A 16,881-nucleotide genomic window follows, 5' to 3' on the forward strand; every position below is an offset into this window, starting at 1 on the left:
CACGCACATGAGCACAGCCCGCAAGGTCGTCACCGGCGGCCACGTCATCACCATGGACGACCGCTACGGCGACCTGCCCGACGGCGCCGTGCTCATCGAGGACGGGCGCATCGCCGCCGTCGTGCGCGACGCGGACGAACTGCGCGGCGCCGACGCCGAAGTGATCGACGCCAGCGGCGCGATCGTCCTTCCCGGGCTGGTCGACAGCCACCGGCACACCTGGATGGCGCTGATGCGGGCGATCTCCGCCGACCAGTCGCTGCCGCAGTTCCTCGGTACGACCTTCGGCGGCACCGGCTCCTTCCTCACCGCCGAGGACCTCGGGACGGCCGCGCTCGTCGGCGCGCTGGAAGCGCTGGACGCCGGCGTCACCACGATCATGGACTGCTGCGACTGCGTGAACACCCCCGAGCACGCCGACGCCGCGATCGACGCGTTGCGCGCCGCGGGCATCCGCGCCGTCTACGCCTACGGCATGCAGAAATGGGACTTCGCGCCCACCCCGTTCGGCGGCCACGACGACCGGCTGCGCGACCTCCGCCGGGTTCGCGACGGGCTGCGCGAGGGCCTGGTCACCCCCGGGGTGCTGCTGAGCGACTTCGGCACCGTGCCCTTCGAGCAGACGGCGGCCGAGGTGCGGCTGGCCGCCGACCTGGGGGTGCTGATCAGCTCCCACACCGCCGCGGCGACCGGTTCCATCCTGCTCAAGGGCCTGCGCGAGATGCGCGACCACGGCCTGCTGCACCCCGGTCACGTGCACATCCACTGCCCCGCCCTGGACGAGCAGGAGTGGCGGATGCTGGCCGACACGGGCGCGAGGGTCAGCATCGCCCCGGAGACCGAGATGCAGATGGGCATGGGCATCCCGCCGCTCCGCCCGGCGATGGAGGCCGGCATCGCGCCCGGCGTCAGCACCGACATCGTCTGCGTCGGATCGGGCGACCTGTTCTCGCAGCTGCGGCTCGGCCTGCAGACGCAGCGCATGCTCGACAACCAGCGCGTGCACCGCACCGGCACCATGCCGTGGACGATCGGCCTGTCCACCAGGGACGCGCTGGCCTGGGGGACGACCAACGGCGCCGACACGCTCGGCCTGGCCGGCCAAGTCGGCTCGCTCACCCCCGGCAAGCAGGCCGACCTCGTCGTGCTCAGGCCGCGGCTGGACCTGGTCCGCTCCAGCCACCCCGTCGGCACCGTGGTCCTGCAGTCGACCGCGGCGGACGTGGACACGGTCCTGGTCGACGGCGAGATCCGCAAGCGGCACGGTGAGCTGGTCGGTGTCGACCTGGCCGCGGTGCGCGCCCGGGCCGGGGCCGCTCTCACCCGCGTCCACGAGGGCCACGCCAAGCTGCCGGACCTGCGGCCGGAGGATCTGCGCGCCTGGTGGGAGACCGCCGAGCGCATGGCCACCCGCTCCTTCGGCTCCGCCTACGCCGACGGCGTCCCGGGCCTGTCCTGACAATCGGCGCCATATCCGCGCCCGCAAGCGGGCGCTTAGGCGACTACCGAACCTTCGGAACGCCGACCAGGAGACCGCCACTCCCGCCGCGGGCAAGAAGCCGAAGCCTGGCCGCGGCGGCATCAGCGCCGCGACCGGCCTGCTGTCCCAGTAGGCAGTCCAGCGCCGCGGTGGGCCAAGGCATGTATTCGACGGTGCTCCCCTGCCGTTGGCCTGGGGATGATGAACTCCTGGTCGAGACCCTCGACGAGAAGAAGCCCCAGGTTGCTACCGCTAATTCCTGCACTCAGCCTCCTTCAGGGCCTACACCTCCCGGTAACGTTTGCTGCCCTCCACGCCGAGCGCCACCAGCGCCGGGTCGAGGTTGCGGACGATCTGGAGTCCTGCCTGAAGAACCGCAAGCCGCGCAAGGCGATCGACGCCCCAATCAGACGGGGGTGCCGCACGGCGGCCAGGCGCTCGCCGAACCACACTTCCGCCTCCTTCCGCTCACGCGGGGTCAGCCAGGCGTCCACCCCGACCGCGCCGTCCACCTGCAACGCCGTGCTGAGAGCCTTCTCCGCAGATCCACGACCTGCTGGGCAAGGGTGTCGGCCTGCTGGAATGTGCCCGCCGCCTGAACCTGTCGCTCAACACCGTCAAGCGCTACACCCGCACCCACAAGCCCGAGGCTTTACGCCGTGCACCGCGCTACCGGCCCACGCTCGTCGATCCCTACCGCGATCACCTGCGCGACCGGCGCGCCACCGACCCAGCCGTGCCCGTTCAGCAGCTGTTCCGTGAGATCAAACAGCTCGGCTACACCGGCAGTCTCAATCTCCTCTACCGCTATATCACTCAAGGCCGAGCCGAAGGAGAACGGCCCGTCACCACCCCGCGCCGCCTGGCACGTCTGCTGCTCACTCACCCCGACCGACTCCGTGATAGCGACACCCGGCTGTTGCAAGAACTCACCGCTGCTTGTCCCGAGCTGACCGGCCTCGCCCGCCATGTCCGCGACTTCGCCGCGCTCCTGTCCCCGGCTGAAGGCAACGACGACAAGCTCACCACCTGGATCACCACCATCCGCGTCGCCGATCTGCCTCACCTGCACGGCTTCGCCAACGGGATCGAGCTTGACCGCGCCGCCGTGAACGCCGCCCTCACCCTTCCCCACCACAATGGCCGCACCGAGGGCGTCAACACTCGCACGAAGAGGATCATGCGCCAGATGCACGGCCGGGCCGGGTTCGACCTTCTGCGCCACCGCATCCTGCTTCAGTGATGATCACTCAATGCGGCCACCGATTACGGGCCAGAGCCGTTGTTTTTACAGTCCCCTCCGTGACGATCACGAACCGCAATCGTGATTTCTCACACAGCTACTTTGGGGCTGGGGACAGCTGCGGGAGCAGAGGGCCGAGAACGTGGTCCTGAAAGCCTTGATGTGCCTCGTCCGCCAGGACGAGGCACATCAACAGTCAGCCCGGCGCTAACGGCTCAGCAGCCGCCGCAGCCGCACCCGCACCCGCACCCGCCGCCGCCGTGGGGCGGGCAGGGGGCCGGTGGGCGGGCGCAGACGACGACTTCGTCGGTGACGGGGCCGTCGGTCTCGTTGGCGGTGGCGGTGGCGGTGTTGGTCAGCGGCCCGGGTTGGGTGACCTTGGCCAGCAGGGTGAGGGTGTGGGTGGTGCCGACGTCCATCGCGCCGACGTCCCACAGGCCGGTGGCCGGGTCGTAGCTGCCGGCGGTGGCAGTGGCGGAGATGAAGGTCAGCCCTTCGGGGAGCTGGTCGACGACTGTGACGCCGGTGGCGTCGTTGGGCCCGTTGTTGGTGACGGCCACGTGGTAGGTGACTGCCTCGCCGACGGCGGCCTCGGTACGGTCGGCGGCCTTGACGACGGCGAGCTCGACGACGCGCTTCACCGGCGTGGTGGTGGCGTTGGAGGTGGAGGTGAGGTGGTCGGGCGTGTTGCCGAGGGTGTTGTCGTAGGTGGCGCGGGCCTGGTTCTCGATCTCACGACCGGCGCCAGCGCGTTCGACGCGGACACGGAACTCCACCGTGGTTCCGTCGGGCGTGTCTGCTGTCGAGGCCAGGCTGCCGCCCTGCTGGGCGGTGGCCCCCTGGCCGAGGTGGAAGACGACACGGCCGGCTCCGGCGTCGACGTACGCCTGGTCGTCGCCGGCCGCGTCGCTCTTGCCGCCGCTGCCCGGGCCGTCGATGACGCGCAGGGAGCCGGGGACGTAGCTGGTGCCGGCCGGGATGTCGTCGGTCAGGATCAGGTTGTCGGCTGGGGCGCCGCCTTCGTTCCTGGCGTTCACCCGGTAGGTGATGACGTCGCCGACCTCGACCTCGCCCTCGGGGATGGCGGCCTTGGTGAGCACGGCGCAGGGGGCGGTGCCGAAGACGATGCCGTCCAGGAAGTTGCCGATCGCCGGGTTGCCGCCGGCGGCGGAGATGGACTTGAAGGCGAACCGGGTGGTGGTCTGGCCGGCTGGGACGACGTCCGCTACATCACCGAGTGGACCGCGATCAAACGGCACTGGGGCCTGTCGGCCGACCAGCGAGAGAAGGACACGCTGACGTCCATCGCCGCCGCCTGCCCCAACGCGCCACTGCCCGTCCCGCCAGCCCAGCCCTAGCAGCGGCCACGAACTGCCGGAGACGACTGAGAGCCGTGGCCTGCTGAGGGATCGTGGGCGCTGCCTGGCGGGCGGCGGCCGGGACCGGCCGAAGAGCCGCACGCCCGGCCGGCCGATCCGCCAGGCAGCGCCCGGAGCGAGTCGCGCCGGGCACTCCTTGATGCCTGTGAGCACCGCGGCGCCCGAGTGGAGCCCCATACCTACATACATATCTCTGCGCGGCAAGGGGCCGCCCTGGCGGCTCAGCCTCGGGGAATCGCCACCATCCTGGTCCGGCTCGCGGGCAGTACGGCCGTCAGCGTCGCCAGAACACCGCAGATGCAGACCAGCCCGGTGACCGGCTCCCAGGGCACGTCGAAGGCCACGGGCCCGGACAGTTGCGCCAGGGCGGCGTAAAGCCCGAGCAGTCCGAGCCCGGTCGCGACGGCGGCCAGGACCACGCCTACCGCCACCACCAGCAGCGCCTCGGCCATGACGTACCTCAGCACCTGAGCCTTGGCCGCGCCGAGCAGGCGCAGGGCGGCCTGTTCGCCGGCTCGGTCCGGGGCCGCCATCAGCAGCGTGTTCACCAGGGCGATCACGGTGTAGCTCAGCATGATGGCGAGCACGACCAGCAGGCCGAGGCGGCTGGCGGAGGTCTGACGGTCGATGGTGGTGGCGGCCCAGGTGGCTTTGGTCAGCGCGCGAGCGTTGTGCCCGTCGGTGGCCCGTTCCAGTGCCTGCCGGACCTCGATGGCCGAGGCGCCGGGACGCGGTTTCACGTACGCGACCGACGGCGGGGCGGACAGGGCGTGGGCCGAGGCGACGTAGGCGTCGGCGGCCGAGCCGGCGCCGAGCAGCGCGATGACCGTCAGGGTGGCCGGGCTGCCGTCGGCCCGCCACAACGTCACGCGCTGCCCCAGGTTCAGCTCCCAGGTGGGTGAGACGGCGATCGTGTCTTCCCCGAGCTTGGCGAGCGATCCTGCGGTGACGGGCACGGACAGGGCGCTGGTGAGCGCGGCCGGGTTCACGGCCTCGGCGGCCCGCTTGACGAGCTGTGTGCCTGCGCCCTCAAGGGTGTAGAGGCTGGTCGAGGTGACCGCGGCGACCTCGGCGCCGGGCACGTCGCGCAGGCGGCCGAGGAGCTGCCGGTCGAGCCCGGCCGCGCCGGTGGGCACCACCACGTAGTCGGCGCGGACGGGAGCGGTCCGCATCGCCGACTTCGCGGCATCGGTCATCGCGGCGGCCCCGAGCAGGGTCGCGGCCAGGGCCACGGTGACCAGGACCGGTGCGGCGACGGCGGCGGTACGTCGCGCCGAGGCCCCCGTCCATGCCGCGACCACGAGCGCCCCCGCGCCGCGCAAGCGGCCGAGAGGGGCGGCCAGCAGCGCCGTGACCGGGCGGACGAAGACCGGGGCGAGCAGCCCGACAGCGGCGATGAGCAGCATGACGACGGGCATGAACGTCTTGTTGTTCGTCGCGCCGTCCGGGTCGCCGACGGCGTTGACGGTCATGCTGACGACCGCGGTGGCCAGCAGGCCGCCTCCGGCGATCCAGCGTCCGATCGTCATGGCTTTCGGCTCCACCGCCGCCGCGCGCAGTGCCTCCGCCGGCCGTACCCTGGCGGCCCGCCGGGCGGCGGCGACCACGCCAAGCACGGCGACCAGCAGACCGACGGCGAAGGCCGCACAGGACGGCACGGGGGAGGTGGACGGCGTGAGCCAGGCGGGCGCCATCCCGAGCGAGATCAGCCAGTGCAGGATCGGCCGGGCGCCCAGAGGGCCGAGCATCGCGCCGAGCGCGGAGGCGGCGACCGCGATCAGCAGCGCCTCGCCGTACACCATGCGTCGGACCTGGCCGGTGGTCGCGCCGATGGTACGCAGCAGAGCGAACTCCCGCTGCCGTTGACCGACCGCGAAGGCGAAGGTGGAAGAGACCACGAAGGTGGCGATGAATCCGGCGAAGCCCGCGGCGATGCCGATGATCGTGTTGCTGTTGTTCCGTGCCCGGTCGTCGGCGTCGCGAGTCGGATCGAGCAGCGCCCGGTCCTGGCCGGTCAGGACCATCGTCCGGCTGGAGACCTGCGGCGTGCCCGGCTGGGCCGGACGGGGCGCGATCGCCCGGCCCAGCGCGGCGCGCACGTCCGTGACGGGATCCCAGAGGGCGAGCGCGTCGATCCGGGGCGACAGCCGTGCGGCGTGCTCGTCGGCGAAGAACACGGTGGGCTGTGAACTCGCCGAGGCGAGCCCCACCACCTGGTACGTCCTGATCCCCGCCGTGGTCGCCACCCGGACGCGCTGACCGGCGCGGGCTCCGCCGGTGACGACGATCTCGTCGTCACCGGCCGGTGCCCTGCCGGCCGTCAACCGCTGGGGCGCCGTACGGGCGGCGGACCAGGGACGGCCGACGGCGGCCGGCCCGTCCACGAGCCGCGCGGGGAAGATCCGGTCCACCACGGCGCCGGGCAGCCGGTCGGCCAGTTCGGGGGCCAGGCCGCGTGGCTCGGCGAGCGGCGCGTCGCTCTCGCCGTACGAGCTCCTGACGGTCAGCCGCTCGTCGGGCGCCACCACGACGGGCGCGGCGGCGTACCGCTGCGGGGCACGGTCGGGGGACGACAGGCTGGAGGCCAGCACCTGGCCGAGCGCGGCCATCAGGGCCGCGCCGAGCGTCAGGGCGAGGAAGGTGCCGACGAAGGACAACGATCTGGTACGCAGAGTGGACCAGGCGATGCTCAGCACGACGCCTCCAGCTGCAACATCTTGGTGGCGACCTGCTCGGCGCTCGGATCGCGCAGTTCGCCGAACACCCGGCCGTCGGCCAGGAACACCACGCGGTCGGCGTAGGACGCGGCCACAGGGTCGTGGGTGACCATGATGATCGTCTGAGCCTGCCTGTCGACCAGGTCCCGCATCAGCCGCAGCACCTCACGGCTGGTGCCGGTGTCCAGAGCACCGGTGGGCTCGTCGGCGAACAGGACGGCCGGCCTGGTGATCAGGGCACGGGCGATGGCGACGCGCTGCTGCTGGCCGCCGGACATCTCGGCGGGCCGGTGGTGCATGCGTTCGGCCAGACCTACCGAGGCCAGGCTCTGGCGTACCTGTTGGCTGTCGGGCCGGCGGCCGGCCAGGCGCAGCGGCAGCGCGACGTTCTGGGCGGCGGTGAGCGACGGCAGCAGGTTGAAGGACTGGAAGACGAACCCGATCCGGTCGCGCCGCAGCAGCGTCAGCTTCCTGTCGCCGAGCGTGGCCAGGTCCCGCCCGTCTACGATCACCCGCCCGGAGGTCGGCCGGTCCAGCCCGGCGGCGCACTGCAGCAACGTCGACTTACCGGACCCCGAAGGCCCCATGACGGCGGTGAACGTACCGGCACCGAACCCGATCGACACGTCGTCGAGCGCCGTCACGCCGTGGGCGTGGTGCTTGGTGACCGAGCTCAGGTCGACCGCTTGCGTGGGATTCATGGACGACGACACTAGGCACGCCGACATCTGGGCGGTACCGGACAAATGACTAGGATTCGTCCCATGCTTCGGGGGCGGGAGACTGATCAGCAGGCCATCGACGTGCTGCTCGACCAGGCGCGCGCCGGACGTTCCGGCGTTGTGGTGTTCATGGGCGAGCCGGGGATCGGCAAGACCTCGCTCCTGGCCTACGCCGAGGAACGCGCGCCCGACATGACCGTGCTGCGCGGTCTGGGTGTCGAGACCGAGGCCGACCTCCCGTATGCCTCCCTCCACCTGCTCCTGCGCGGCCGGCTCGACCGACTCCACGCGCTGCCCGAACCGCAGGCGGTGGCTCTCGCGGGCGCGCTGGGGCTGGCGCCCACCAGGGCCGACGACCGGTTCCACGTGGGCGTCGCCGTCTTGTCGTTGCTGGCGGAGCTGGCCGAGGACCGGCCGCTGCTGTGCCTGGTCGACGACGCCCACTGGCTGGACGAGGCTTCCGCTCGCGCGTTGCGCTTCGCCGCGCACCGCCTGCACGCGGAGGGAGTCGTGATCGTGTTCGGTGCGCGCGACGGCTTCGACCCGGCGGGCCTGCCGGAACGGCGACTGGCCGGACTGGACGACCGGAGCGCCGCCCAGGTGCTCGCCGACGTCGCCCCGGAACTGGCCGGACCGGTGCGCCGGCGGATTCTCCAGGAGAGCGCTGGAAACCCGCTCGCCCTGCGCGAGCTGCCGCGCACCGCCGACGTGCCGGCCTATGACCTCAGCCCGCTGCCGCTGCCGGAACGGCTGCGCTTGGCCTACGCCGACCGCATCGGCCGGCTACCGCGGCCCGCTCAGACCGCATTGCTGGTCACCGCCCTGGTCGACGACGGCGACCTGGACAGGATCACCAACGCCTGTGCCGGACTCGGCATCGAGCCCGCGGCTCTGGGAGCGGCCGAACTCGCCGGCCTGATCAGGATCGCCGGACGGCAGGCGGCATTCCGACACCCGCTCATGCGCGCCGCGGCCTTCCAGTTCAGCACGTACGATCTGCGCCTGGAGGTGCACGCGGTCCTGGCCCGCCTGCTGACCGGCGATCCGGACCGGCGGGCCTGGCATCTGGCGTCCGCCGCGACGGGCCCGGACGAGAGCGTGGCCCGAGCCCTGGAGGAGACAGCTCGCAGGGCCAGAGAGCGGGGCGCGAACGTCAGCGCCTGCGCCGCGTTCGAGCGGGCGGCCGAGCTGAGCGAGGATGCGGAACTCAGGGGACGGCGGCTGCTCGACGCCGCCGTGGACGCCACCGAAGAGGGGCGGCCGCACCGGGCCCAACAGCTCCTCGACGCCGCCACCGGCCTGGTGCCGGACGTCTCGGCCCGTGCCACGCTGCCCACACTGCGAGCCAGGATCGCCTTCGGCCAGGGCGCACCGCGTCTGGCGCACGAACTGCTGCTCAAGGGCGCCGCCGATGTGGCCGGCGACGACCGTGCCGCCGCGGGGCTGATGCTGGTCGAGGCGGCGCGTAACGCCACGCTTCTCGGCGACGCCGGCGGCATCGTCGCGGCGGCCACCCGGCTGCGGGAACTGGACCTACGCCCGCAGGACGACCTCGATCTCGCCGGACAGGCCGCCCTCAGCACGGCGATGCTGCTGACCGACGGGCCCGCCGCCGCGCTGCCCGTCATGCGGGAGCTGGTGGCCAACAGCAGCCGGATCACCCCCGACATGCACTCGCGCCGCATCAACGCCGCCTACTTCGCGCTCCAGACCGGCGACTTCCAGACCACGTGGGAGATCGCCCGCGCCGCCGCCGACGAATGCCGGACGGCCGGCGAGATCAGCAAGCTCGCGGTGCTCCACATCACGCTGGCCAGCAGCGAGATCTTCCTCGGCAGGTTCACCGACGCCACCGCCACCGCGAGCGAAGGGCTGCATCTGACCACGGAGACGGGACGGCACAGCCGGGCCGGTTGCATGCAGGGCATGCTCGCCTGGCTCGCCGCCGCCCGTGGCGAGGTCGGCCGGTGCGCCGAGCTCGCCGGCCGCTCCCTGGAGCACTACGACACCAACGGCATCGTCAACGGCCTGGCCTGGGCACAGTGGGCTCAGGCCCTGCTCGACCTGGGGCAGGGCCGGCTCGCCGAGGCGCTGGACCGGCTCGACGCGGCCATGGCCGGACCCGTACGCCACCAGTACCAGGCCGTCCACTTCGCCCCCGACCAGATCGAAGCCGCCGCCCGCCTCGGCCTGCCGGCCGACGAGCCGCTGCGCCGCTATGGGGCCTGGGCGGAGGCGTCCGGTCTGGCGTGGGCGCAGGCCGTCCTGCACCGTTGCCGGGCCCTGCTGGAACCTGACAATGACCGTGCGGAGAAGCTCTTCCACACTGCCGTAAGGCTGCACGCCCACGGCGGGCGCCCCTGGGAGTCGGCGCGCACCGCGCTGCTGTACGGCGAGCGCCTGCGCAGGGAACGGAACAAGAAGGCCGCCCGCGCCCAGCTCCGTGCCGCGCTCGAAAACTTCCAGCGCCTCGACGCCCGTCCGTGGGCCGAACGCGCCCGAAACGAGCTTCGCGCCGCCGGCGACACCACTCTCACCGCCGGGACCGGCGACGTTCCGCCGGCCCTGTCGCCACAGGAACTGCAGATCGTCCGCCTGGCCGCCGCAGGGCGGACCAACAAGGAAATCGGCGCCCAGCTCTTCCTCAGCCCCAAGACCGTCAGCTACCACCTCTACCGGGCCTTTCCCAAGCTCAACGTCACCAGCAGGGCCCAACTCGCCGGCCTCGACCTGACTGGCTCGCCGTAGGTGGGGGTGTGTGGTTTCTGGGCCTTGTGCGCATTCTGTCCCTCGATCGGTACAGTTGCCGCGTTCCGATGAGAGAGCAGGTACCCCCGTGAAGCAGATCAGCGCGTCCATCGACATCCAGGCGGCACCCGAGCGCGTGTGGGACGTGCTCGTCGACTTCGCCGGATACGAGGCATGGAACCCCTTCATCCAGCAGGGCTCCGGCCAGGCCGTGGTGGGAAGCACCCTGACCTTGCGCATGCACCCGCAGAACGGCAAACCATGACCTTTCGCCCCAAGGTCTTGCAGGCCGAGCCTGGCCGGGTGCTTCGGTGGCTGGGACATCTCCTCGTCCCCGGCATCTTCGACGGCGCGCACGAGTTCGCCCTCACGCCGACGGCTATGGGGACGCGGCTTGTGCAGAGTGAGACGTTCAAGGGCGTCCTGGTGCCGTTCGTGGGCAAGACGATCGCGGGCACCGAACGTGACTTCGTACGACTGAACGAGGCGTTGAAGAAGCACCTGGAGAGCTGACGCTCTGCCGACGAGGCTGTCGCGAACTCCTTCGGAACCTGGCTCTGACGTGACCATGCCGGTGCCGCGTCTCCTCTACGATCGATCAGGAGAACGCGATCACCTACGACATGCGGGCTGTCCGGGGTGGCGTCACACCACGTCGAACTCGTTGCCCTCCAGGTCCGCCATCGCCACCGCATAGTGATCGACTCCGGGCTGTGACAGCACCCGCACCACGGACGCGCGTAGGCGGCCAGCAGATCACCGTCGCGTTCGACCTCGGGGACGCCCTCGCGGAAGCGCTGCCACTGCTCGGGAAAGAGCGACCCCCACCGCGGTAGCGCCGGTCGATCTCAGAGCGACGTGTCATGGTGACGCCGCAGATGACCATCTCCGACACCACCCGGTCTCCGACACCGCCTGGTCTTCGGGGCCGCCTGGCGGGGGCGCGGTGGGTCCTAGTTGGTCCAGCGTTCGTTGACCTCGTTGTTGCACGGCCACAGGATCACGTTGTGACCTCGGGCGATGCCGCCGTTGACGTTGAGGCATTTGCTCGTGCCGTGCAGGCGGAACCGTACCCATCCCGCTCCCCATGGGTGTTCGAGGTCCCAGCGCTGGTTCCAGCCGCCGTTGCAGCGGTAGACGATGACCCATGTGCCGTTGGCCGTCTGCCCGCCGGCGGCGTCGAGGCACAGCGACCTGTTGTGGCACGGCACGATGGTGGTGTTGGTCTGCCCGCCGTGCTCCCAGCGCTGGTTCGCGCCGCCGTTCCAGGTCCAGACGATGGTCTTGGAACCCGACCCGCCGGCTCGGTCGACGTCCAGGACCAGTGACTGGCCGTTGCCGTTGTTGGGCCAGATCCCAAAGGGGCAATTGGCCTGCGCCGTCACCTCCCCCGTCGGCTCAGAGGTCGGCTCAGCGGTGGGGTCCGGGGTCGGGTCCGTGGAGCCGGGGGCCGAGGGGGAAGGCGAGGCGGGCAGGGGATCGGCGTGCGCCGCACCACCGTTCACCACCAGGAACGTCACCAGCCCGGCCGCGAGGACGAGCCGTCTGATCGCCTGTCGCATGATGTGCTCCCTTCGTAGGGGTAGGAAGGGAGCATGCGCGGGGAGGGGTTGAGAACGTGTTGAGGAACGGTTGAGCGAAGGGTGCCCCTCACCAGCTCCCGTCGAGACCGGCTCGTTGCCGGGCGAATCGAACGGCAGCCGCAGCACGCGCGGAGGAATATCCGCGGTGGGAATCTTCCCCGCTCCACCGCCCGCGCGAGGACGGCCGCCGGCGGCTGCTGGGCGATCGCGGCTTCGGAGCGTGGGCCCCCATACGTGGCGGCCCAGGTGTGGGCGTCGGCGGAGGGCTCAACGAGGAGACAGCGATGGGATGAGCGCTGCGATGGCGTCGAGGATGCGATCGAGTCCATGCCGGAAGCGTTCCTCGGGGGCGAGGTGGGCGGTGCGGGAGTCGAGGACGGATCGGTTGAACAGGGGAAAGGCGCCGGATTCGACGATCTGGCGGACGTACGGTCCCATGTAGTCCCGCTTCCAGCGCTCGGGGTCCAGGCCGGTGCGGCGGGCTTCCTCCAGCCAGCCGATCTCGCGGTGGATCGCGCTGTGTACGTAGTCGTTCAGCATGCCGACGAAGCCGGTGATGTCGTCGATGTCGAGCCCGGTCCCGTTGAAGGCGCTGAGTGCGAGCTCGTGCACGCGCAGCAGGTTGGGGCCCAGCGTGGGCCGGCTGGTGAGCAGCGCGATCAGCCAGGGGTGGCGCAGGCCGGCGGCGCGGGTCTGCCAGGCCAGCAGCGTCAGGTCGGCGCGCCAGTCACCGGACGGGTCGTCGGGGAGCTCGATCTCGCTCATCGCCAGGTCGATCATGAGGTCGAACAGGTCGTCGCGCCGGGGTACGTAGCGGTAGAGCGACATGGCGCCGGTGCCCAGCTCGCCCGCGATCCGTCGCATGGTCGCGGCCTCCACTCCTTCGGCGTCGGCGATCTTGACGGCCGTTCGGGTGATCTGCTCACGGCTGTAGCCGGGGCGCCGTCCTGGGCCGGAGCGCTCGTGCGCCTCGGGCTGCGTCCAGATGCTGGTGGGTTCCTCGTCGGCCATGCGCGTCCCTTCCTGCTATTTGCGTACATGGTACCTGAATGGCTATGGTCCATTCACGTACGGAGTACGCGAATTGGAGGACGCATGGACCGATCTCTTCATGTGGGCGTGATCGGCGTGATGCTGGGCATGATCACCGCCCCGTTGGACGGCATGATGCTCGGCCCGGCACTGCCGGTGATCGTGAAAGACCTCGGCGGGATGGAGTACTTCTCCTGGGTGGCGACCGGCTACCTGATCTGTATGGCCGCCACGACGCCGATCTGGGGCAAACTCGGCGACCTGTACGGCCGCAAGGTCGTCTACATGGCCGCGATCGTGATCTTCCTCCTGGGCTCCGGGCTGTCGGGAGCCGCGCAGGACATGATCCAGCTCATCGGCTTCCGCATGGTCCAGGGACTGGGCGCGGGCGGCCTGATGACCGGGGCGCTGGCCTTGATCGGCGAGCTCGTGCCGCCCCGGCACAGCGGCAAGCTCATGGGGCTGTTCGGGGTCATGATGCCGATCGCCTTCATCGCCGGGCCGCTGCTCGGCGGCCTGTTCGCCGACGTGGGCTGGCGGTGGGCGTTCGTCGTCAACCTGCCCGTCGGCGCGGCCGCCCTGCTGCTCATCGGCGCCGCCGTACGGCTGGAGCCGCGCCGGATCAGGGCGCGCATCGACTATCCCGGAGCGCTGCTGCTGACGGTGGTCCTGGTCGCACTCAGCCTGGTCGCCAGCTGGGGCGGCACCCAGTACGACTGGGGATCGGCCCCGATCCTCGCCCTGATCCTCGTCGGACTGGTGGCGCTGGCCGCCCTGCTGTGGGTGGAACGGCGCGCGGCCGAGCCGATCGTCCCGCTACGCCTGTTCGCCGACCGCAACTTCACCCTCGCCCAGGTCATCCGCTTCCTGGGCGGCGTCGGCATGGTGGTGGCGGCCACGTTCCTGCCCCAGTACATGCAGCTGGTCCACGGCGCCTCACCGATCGCCAGCGGCCTGCTGATCCTGCCCGCGATGCTGGGCATGGTCGCCGTGCTGATCGGCACCGGCCGGCTCATCAGCCGCACCGGCCGCTACCGGATCTACCCGATCCTGGGCGGCGCGACCGTGACGGCCGGCATGCTCGCCCTGCTCCTGCTGCGCCCCGGCGTCAACCTGGCGCTCGCCTCCGCCCTGACGCTGATCGGCGGCCTTGGGGTGGGCCTGCTGATGCAGTCCACCACGATCATCACCATCAACAGCGCCGAGCCGCGCGACATGGGCGCGGCCAGCGGCTCGGTCACCCTCTGGCACACCATGGGCGCCTCGCTGGGCGTGGCCGCCTTGGGCGCCCTGTACACCACGCGCCTCCAGGACACCCTCGTCGACCGCCTCGGCACGGAGGCCGCCACCGGAATCGCCTTGACGCCCGAAGCGCTCGTCCGGCTCGCGCCCGCCGCGCGGGTGGCCGTTCCTCTCGCCGTCTCCGACGGCGTCCACGCCATGGCGCTCGGGGCCGCCGCGCTGGGCGCCGTCGCCTTCGCGCTGGCTTGGTTCATCCGCGAGGTCCCCTTGCGTGATGGCGCCCCGTCGGCCGAGCCCGCCACCGCGGCCGCGTGAGGCGGGGCACTCATGACGATAAAAGTGCAGCTCGTGATGGACGTCATCTGCGTCCACTCCTACCTCGGCTACACCCGCTTCACCCGCGCCGCGGACCGGCTCATGGCCGAGGGCCTGCCGGTGGCGGTGGAGTTCCTGCCCTTCGAGCTCGCCCCAGGCGCCCCGGCCGACGGGCAGCCGCTCCTGGCGGTTCTGGAACAGACCTTCGGCCCGCAAGCGGCCGCCGACGTGCTCACCTTCGCCGAAAGCGCGGCCCTCGAGGGGGTGCGGCTGGAGTACGGCAAGGCGATCGCCACCGGCACCTTCGACGCTCACCTCCTCATCGCCGACGCCGCGCGACAGGGCAAGGCAGAGCTCATGGCCGAACGCCTGTTTCGCGCCCACTTCACCGACGGGCTGCACATCGGCGACCCCGCCACCCTCGCCCGGCTGGCCGCCGAGATCGGCATCAGCACCGGCCACGTGCCCGCCGCCGAGCTGCGCGCCCGGCTTGAGGGCGTGCGCCGCCTCGGCTTCACCGGCGTACCGGTCTTCCTCATCGACAACCTGCCCCCGCTCACCGGGTCGGCGAGCGAGACCACCTTGCTGGCGGCCCTGCGACGGGCCGCCACCATGAAGGGAGAATCCCGTGATCACTGACCCGCTGCGACTGGCCGTCATCGTCGGCAGCGTCCGCGACGGCCGCTTCGGCCCGACCGTGGCCCGCTGGTTCGCCGCCCAGGCCGCGTCCCGCCCCGACCTCGACGTCGACGTGATCGACCTGGCCGAGGTGCCGCTCGGCGGGGTGGCCCCGTCCATGTCCGCGCCCGCACCGGTGCTGGAGGCCCTGGGCGGGCTGACCCCGAGGCTGGCGGCCGCCGACGCGTTCGTGGTGGTCACCGCCGAGTACAACCACAGCTACCCGGCCGCGCTGAAGAACGCCATCGACTGGCACAACCAGCAGTTCCACGCCAAACCGGTGGCGTTCGTCTCCTACGGCGGCATCTCCGGAGGCCTACGCGCGGTGGAGCACCTGCGTGCCGTCTTCGCCGAGCTGCACGCCGTCACCACCCGCGACACCGTCAGCTTCCACGGCACCTGGGAGTCCTTCGACGCCGACGGGCAGCCGAAGGACCCGGCCGGCCCGGCCACGGCCGCCAAGACCCTGCTGGACCAGGTGACCTGGTGGGCGCGCATCCTGCGCGACGCCAAGACCACCACCCCCTACACCGCATAAAGCAGAAAGGCATGATCATGACGACATTGACCGGCAAGACGGCGCTGGTGACCGGCGCGAGCCGGGGCATCGGCCGCGCGATCGCCACCCGGCTGGCCCGCGAAGGCGCCCGGGTCGCCGTCCACTACGGCGGCAACCACGCCGCCGCCAAGGACACCGTCGCCGCCATCGAAGCGGCCGGCGGGCGGGCCTTCGCCGTCCAGGCCGAGCTGGGCGCGCCCGGCGACGCCGAAGCTCTGTGGACGGCCTTCGACGCGCACGCCGACGGGCTGGACGTCCTGGTCAACAACGCGGGCGTCCTCGGCGGCCAGAGCGAGATCGACGGCGTCACCCGGGAGGGCTTCGAGCGGCTGTTCGCGGTCAACACCACCGCCCCGTTCCTCATCACCCAGCAGGCCCTGCCACGGCTGCGCGACGGTGGGCGGATCATCACCGTGGGCACCATGCTGACCCGCGGGGCGGCCATGCCCAGGGCGATCGACTACGCCATGTCCAAGGCCGCACTCGACGTCATGACCGTCGCCCTGGCCAAGCAGCTCGGGCCGCGCGGCATCACGGTCAACCTCGTCGCCCCCGGCGTCATCGACACCGACATGCACCAAGGACGCCTGGTCGGCGAGGCACTGGCCTGGCTGTCGTCACAGACGCCCCTCGGCCGGCTGGGCACGCCGCAGGACGTGGCCGACACCGTCGCCTTCCTGGCCTCCGACGACAGTCGCTACATCACCGGACACCGGCTCGACGTCTCCGGCGGGACGACCATGTAGACCCACGCCGCCGAGCGGCCCCGTACTCGTCTGCTCGCTCCGGCTCGGCTGTTGCAGGTGGTGGCTTCAGGTTGCGCTGAAGGGGCGAGGTGAGCTCAGCCGACGGTGAGGTCGCCGTGGTGGCTGGCGGCACAGACCTCGATCAGTCAGCCGCCACGGCGGTCGTCGACGGTCATGACCAGGCCAGGCCATCCATTCGCGAAGCGGCGCAGGTCGTCGGCAAGTGGGAGCAGGTGCACGCCGGGCAGAAAGTGCACAGTCGTCCCTGTGGCACCGTCGCCGGCGATGGGCTCCAGGCCGGTGACGGGCACGCCGTGCTCGTACCGCTGGGTCCAGGACCCATTCAGGCGGCGGTTGGTGTGGACGAGCCACTCGCTGAGCGCGGTGACGACGGACATGCCGCGGCGCGGATGCCCGTCGGGAAGAGTCTCCGCACC

The 16,881-nt window shown here is 71.4% G+C and carries 13 protein-coding genes and 2 pseudogenes; 9 read left to right on the plus strand and 6 right to left on the minus strand.

Going from position 1 to position 16,881, the window contains the following annotated elements; genetic code table 11:
- Nucleotides 1-7 precede the first annotated feature (7 nt).
- Together ABT158_RS47675 and ABT158_RS47680 are read left to right on the plus strand one after the other, a co-directional pair.
- Nucleotides 8-1,459 carry an amidohydrolase family protein gene (locus ABT158_RS47675; protein WP_352365527.1) on the plus strand — a complete coding sequence of 484 codons (1,452 nt, stop codon included), beginning with the start codon at nt 8-10 and terminating at the stop codon, nt 1,457-1,459.
- 562 nt (nt 1,460-2,021) lie between these two features.
- A pseudogene (locus tag ABT158_RS47680) lies at nt 2,022-2,723 on the plus strand (transposase); the annotation flags it as partial.
- 215 nt (nt 2,724-2,938) lie between these two features.
- On the opposite strand, the gene ABT158_RS47685 reads toward ABT158_RS47680, so the two are convergent.
- The 3 genes from ABT158_RS47685 to ABT158_RS47695 form a co-directional block, all read right to left on the minus strand.
- Nucleotides 2,939-3,982, minus strand: a complete 1,044-nt coding sequence (locus tag ABT158_RS47685) for a CLIPPER-2 domain-containing protein (RefSeq protein ID WP_352365529.1) — start codon at nt 3,980-3,982, stop codon at nt 2,939-2,941.
- Between the two features lie 341 nt (nt 3,983-4,323).
- Nucleotides 4,324-6,798: an ABC transporter permease gene (locus ABT158_RS47690; RefSeq protein ID WP_352365530.1), complete on the minus strand. Its 2,475-nt coding sequence runs from the start codon at nt 6,796-6,798 to the stop codon at nt 4,324-4,326.
- The gene (locus ABT158_RS47695) at nt 6,792-7,520 is read right to left on the minus strand and encodes an ABC transporter ATP-binding protein (RefSeq protein WP_352365532.1); all 729 of its coding nucleotides are present in this window, start codon (nt 7,518-7,520) and stop codon (nt 6,792-6,794) included. The genes ABT158_RS47690 and ABT158_RS47695 overlap by 7 nt, the downstream gene beginning before the upstream one ends.
- Nucleotides 7,521-7,583: 63 nt before the next feature.
- Here ABT158_RS47695 and ABT158_RS47700 point away from each other — a divergent pair, with 63 nt between their 5' ends.
- The 3 genes from ABT158_RS47700 to ABT158_RS51385 all read left to right on the plus strand — a co-directional run bounded on the left by ABT158_RS47700 (nt 7,584) and on the right by ABT158_RS51385 (nt 10,802).
- Nucleotides 7,584-10,289: a helix-turn-helix transcriptional regulator gene (locus ABT158_RS47700; RefSeq protein ID WP_352365534.1), complete on the plus strand. Its 2,706-nt coding sequence runs from the start codon at nt 7,584-7,586 to the stop codon at nt 10,287-10,289.
- Nucleotides 10,290-10,377: 88 nt separating this feature from the next.
- A complete protein-coding gene (locus tag ABT158_RS47705) occupies nt 10,378-10,554 on the plus strand; it encodes an SRPBCC family protein (protein ID WP_502911628.1) in 177 nt (58 codons plus the stop codon).
- Between the two features lie 38 nt (nt 10,555-10,592).
- Nucleotides 10,593-10,802, plus strand: coding sequence for a hypothetical protein (locus tag ABT158_RS51385; protein WP_502911629.1), 210 nt, complete (start codon nt 10,593-10,595; stop codon nt 10,800-10,802).
- Between the two features lie 440 nt (nt 10,803-11,242).
- Here ABT158_RS51385 and ABT158_RS47715 read toward each other — a convergent pair whose 3' ends face one another.
- Both ABT158_RS47715 and ABT158_RS47720 read right to left on the minus strand, forming a co-directional pair.
- The gene (locus tag ABT158_RS47715) at nt 11,243-11,851 is read right to left on the minus strand and encodes a ricin-type beta-trefoil lectin domain protein (RefSeq protein ID WP_352365539.1); all 609 of its coding nucleotides are present in this window, start codon (nt 11,849-11,851) and stop codon (nt 11,243-11,245) included.
- Nucleotides 11,852-12,139: 288 nt separating this feature from the next.
- The gene (locus tag ABT158_RS47720; RefSeq protein ID WP_352365541.1) at nt 12,140-12,883 is read right to left on the minus strand and encodes a TetR/AcrR family transcriptional regulator; all 744 of its coding nucleotides are present in this window, start codon (nt 12,881-12,883) and stop codon (nt 12,140-12,142) included.
- 84 nt (nt 12,884-12,967) lie between these two features.
- Between ABT158_RS47720 and ABT158_RS47725 the strand changes: the two genes are divergently transcribed.
- From ABT158_RS47725 to ABT158_RS47740, 4 genes are read left to right on the plus strand one after another with little or no spacing between them, the layout of a single operon-like run.
- Nucleotides 12,968-14,461, plus strand: coding sequence for an MDR family MFS transporter (locus ABT158_RS47725; RefSeq protein WP_352365543.1), 1,494 nt, complete (start codon nt 12,968-12,970; stop codon nt 14,459-14,461).
- 12 nt (nt 14,462-14,473) lie between these two features.
- Nucleotides 14,474-15,100 carry a DsbA family oxidoreductase gene (locus tag ABT158_RS47730; protein WP_352365545.1) on the plus strand — a complete coding sequence of 209 codons (627 nt, stop codon included), beginning with the start codon at nt 14,474-14,476 and terminating at the stop codon, nt 15,098-15,100.
- Complete coding sequence (locus tag ABT158_RS47735; protein WP_352365547.1) at nt 15,090-15,677, plus strand: NADPH-dependent FMN reductase; 588 nt, start codon at nt 15,090-15,092, stop codon at nt 15,675-15,677. Before ABT158_RS47730 ends, ABT158_RS47735 begins: the two co-directional genes overlap by 11 nt.
- Nucleotides 15,678-15,694: 17 nt before the next feature.
- A complete protein-coding gene (locus ABT158_RS47740) occupies nt 15,695-16,444 on the plus strand; it encodes an SDR family oxidoreductase (RefSeq protein WP_352365549.1) in 750 nt (249 codons plus the stop codon).
- A gap of 146 nt (nt 16,445-16,590) precedes the next feature.
- Here the strand turns inward: ABT158_RS47740 and ABT158_RS47745 are convergent.
- Nucleotides 16,591-16,881 (minus strand): annotated as a pseudogene (locus tag ABT158_RS47745) (hypothetical protein); the annotation flags it as partial.

This window comes from Nonomuraea sp. NPDC001636 (assembly GCF_040298265.1).
Classification (GTDB): Bacteria; Actinomycetota; Actinomycetes; order Streptosporangiales; family Streptosporangiaceae; genus Nonomuraea.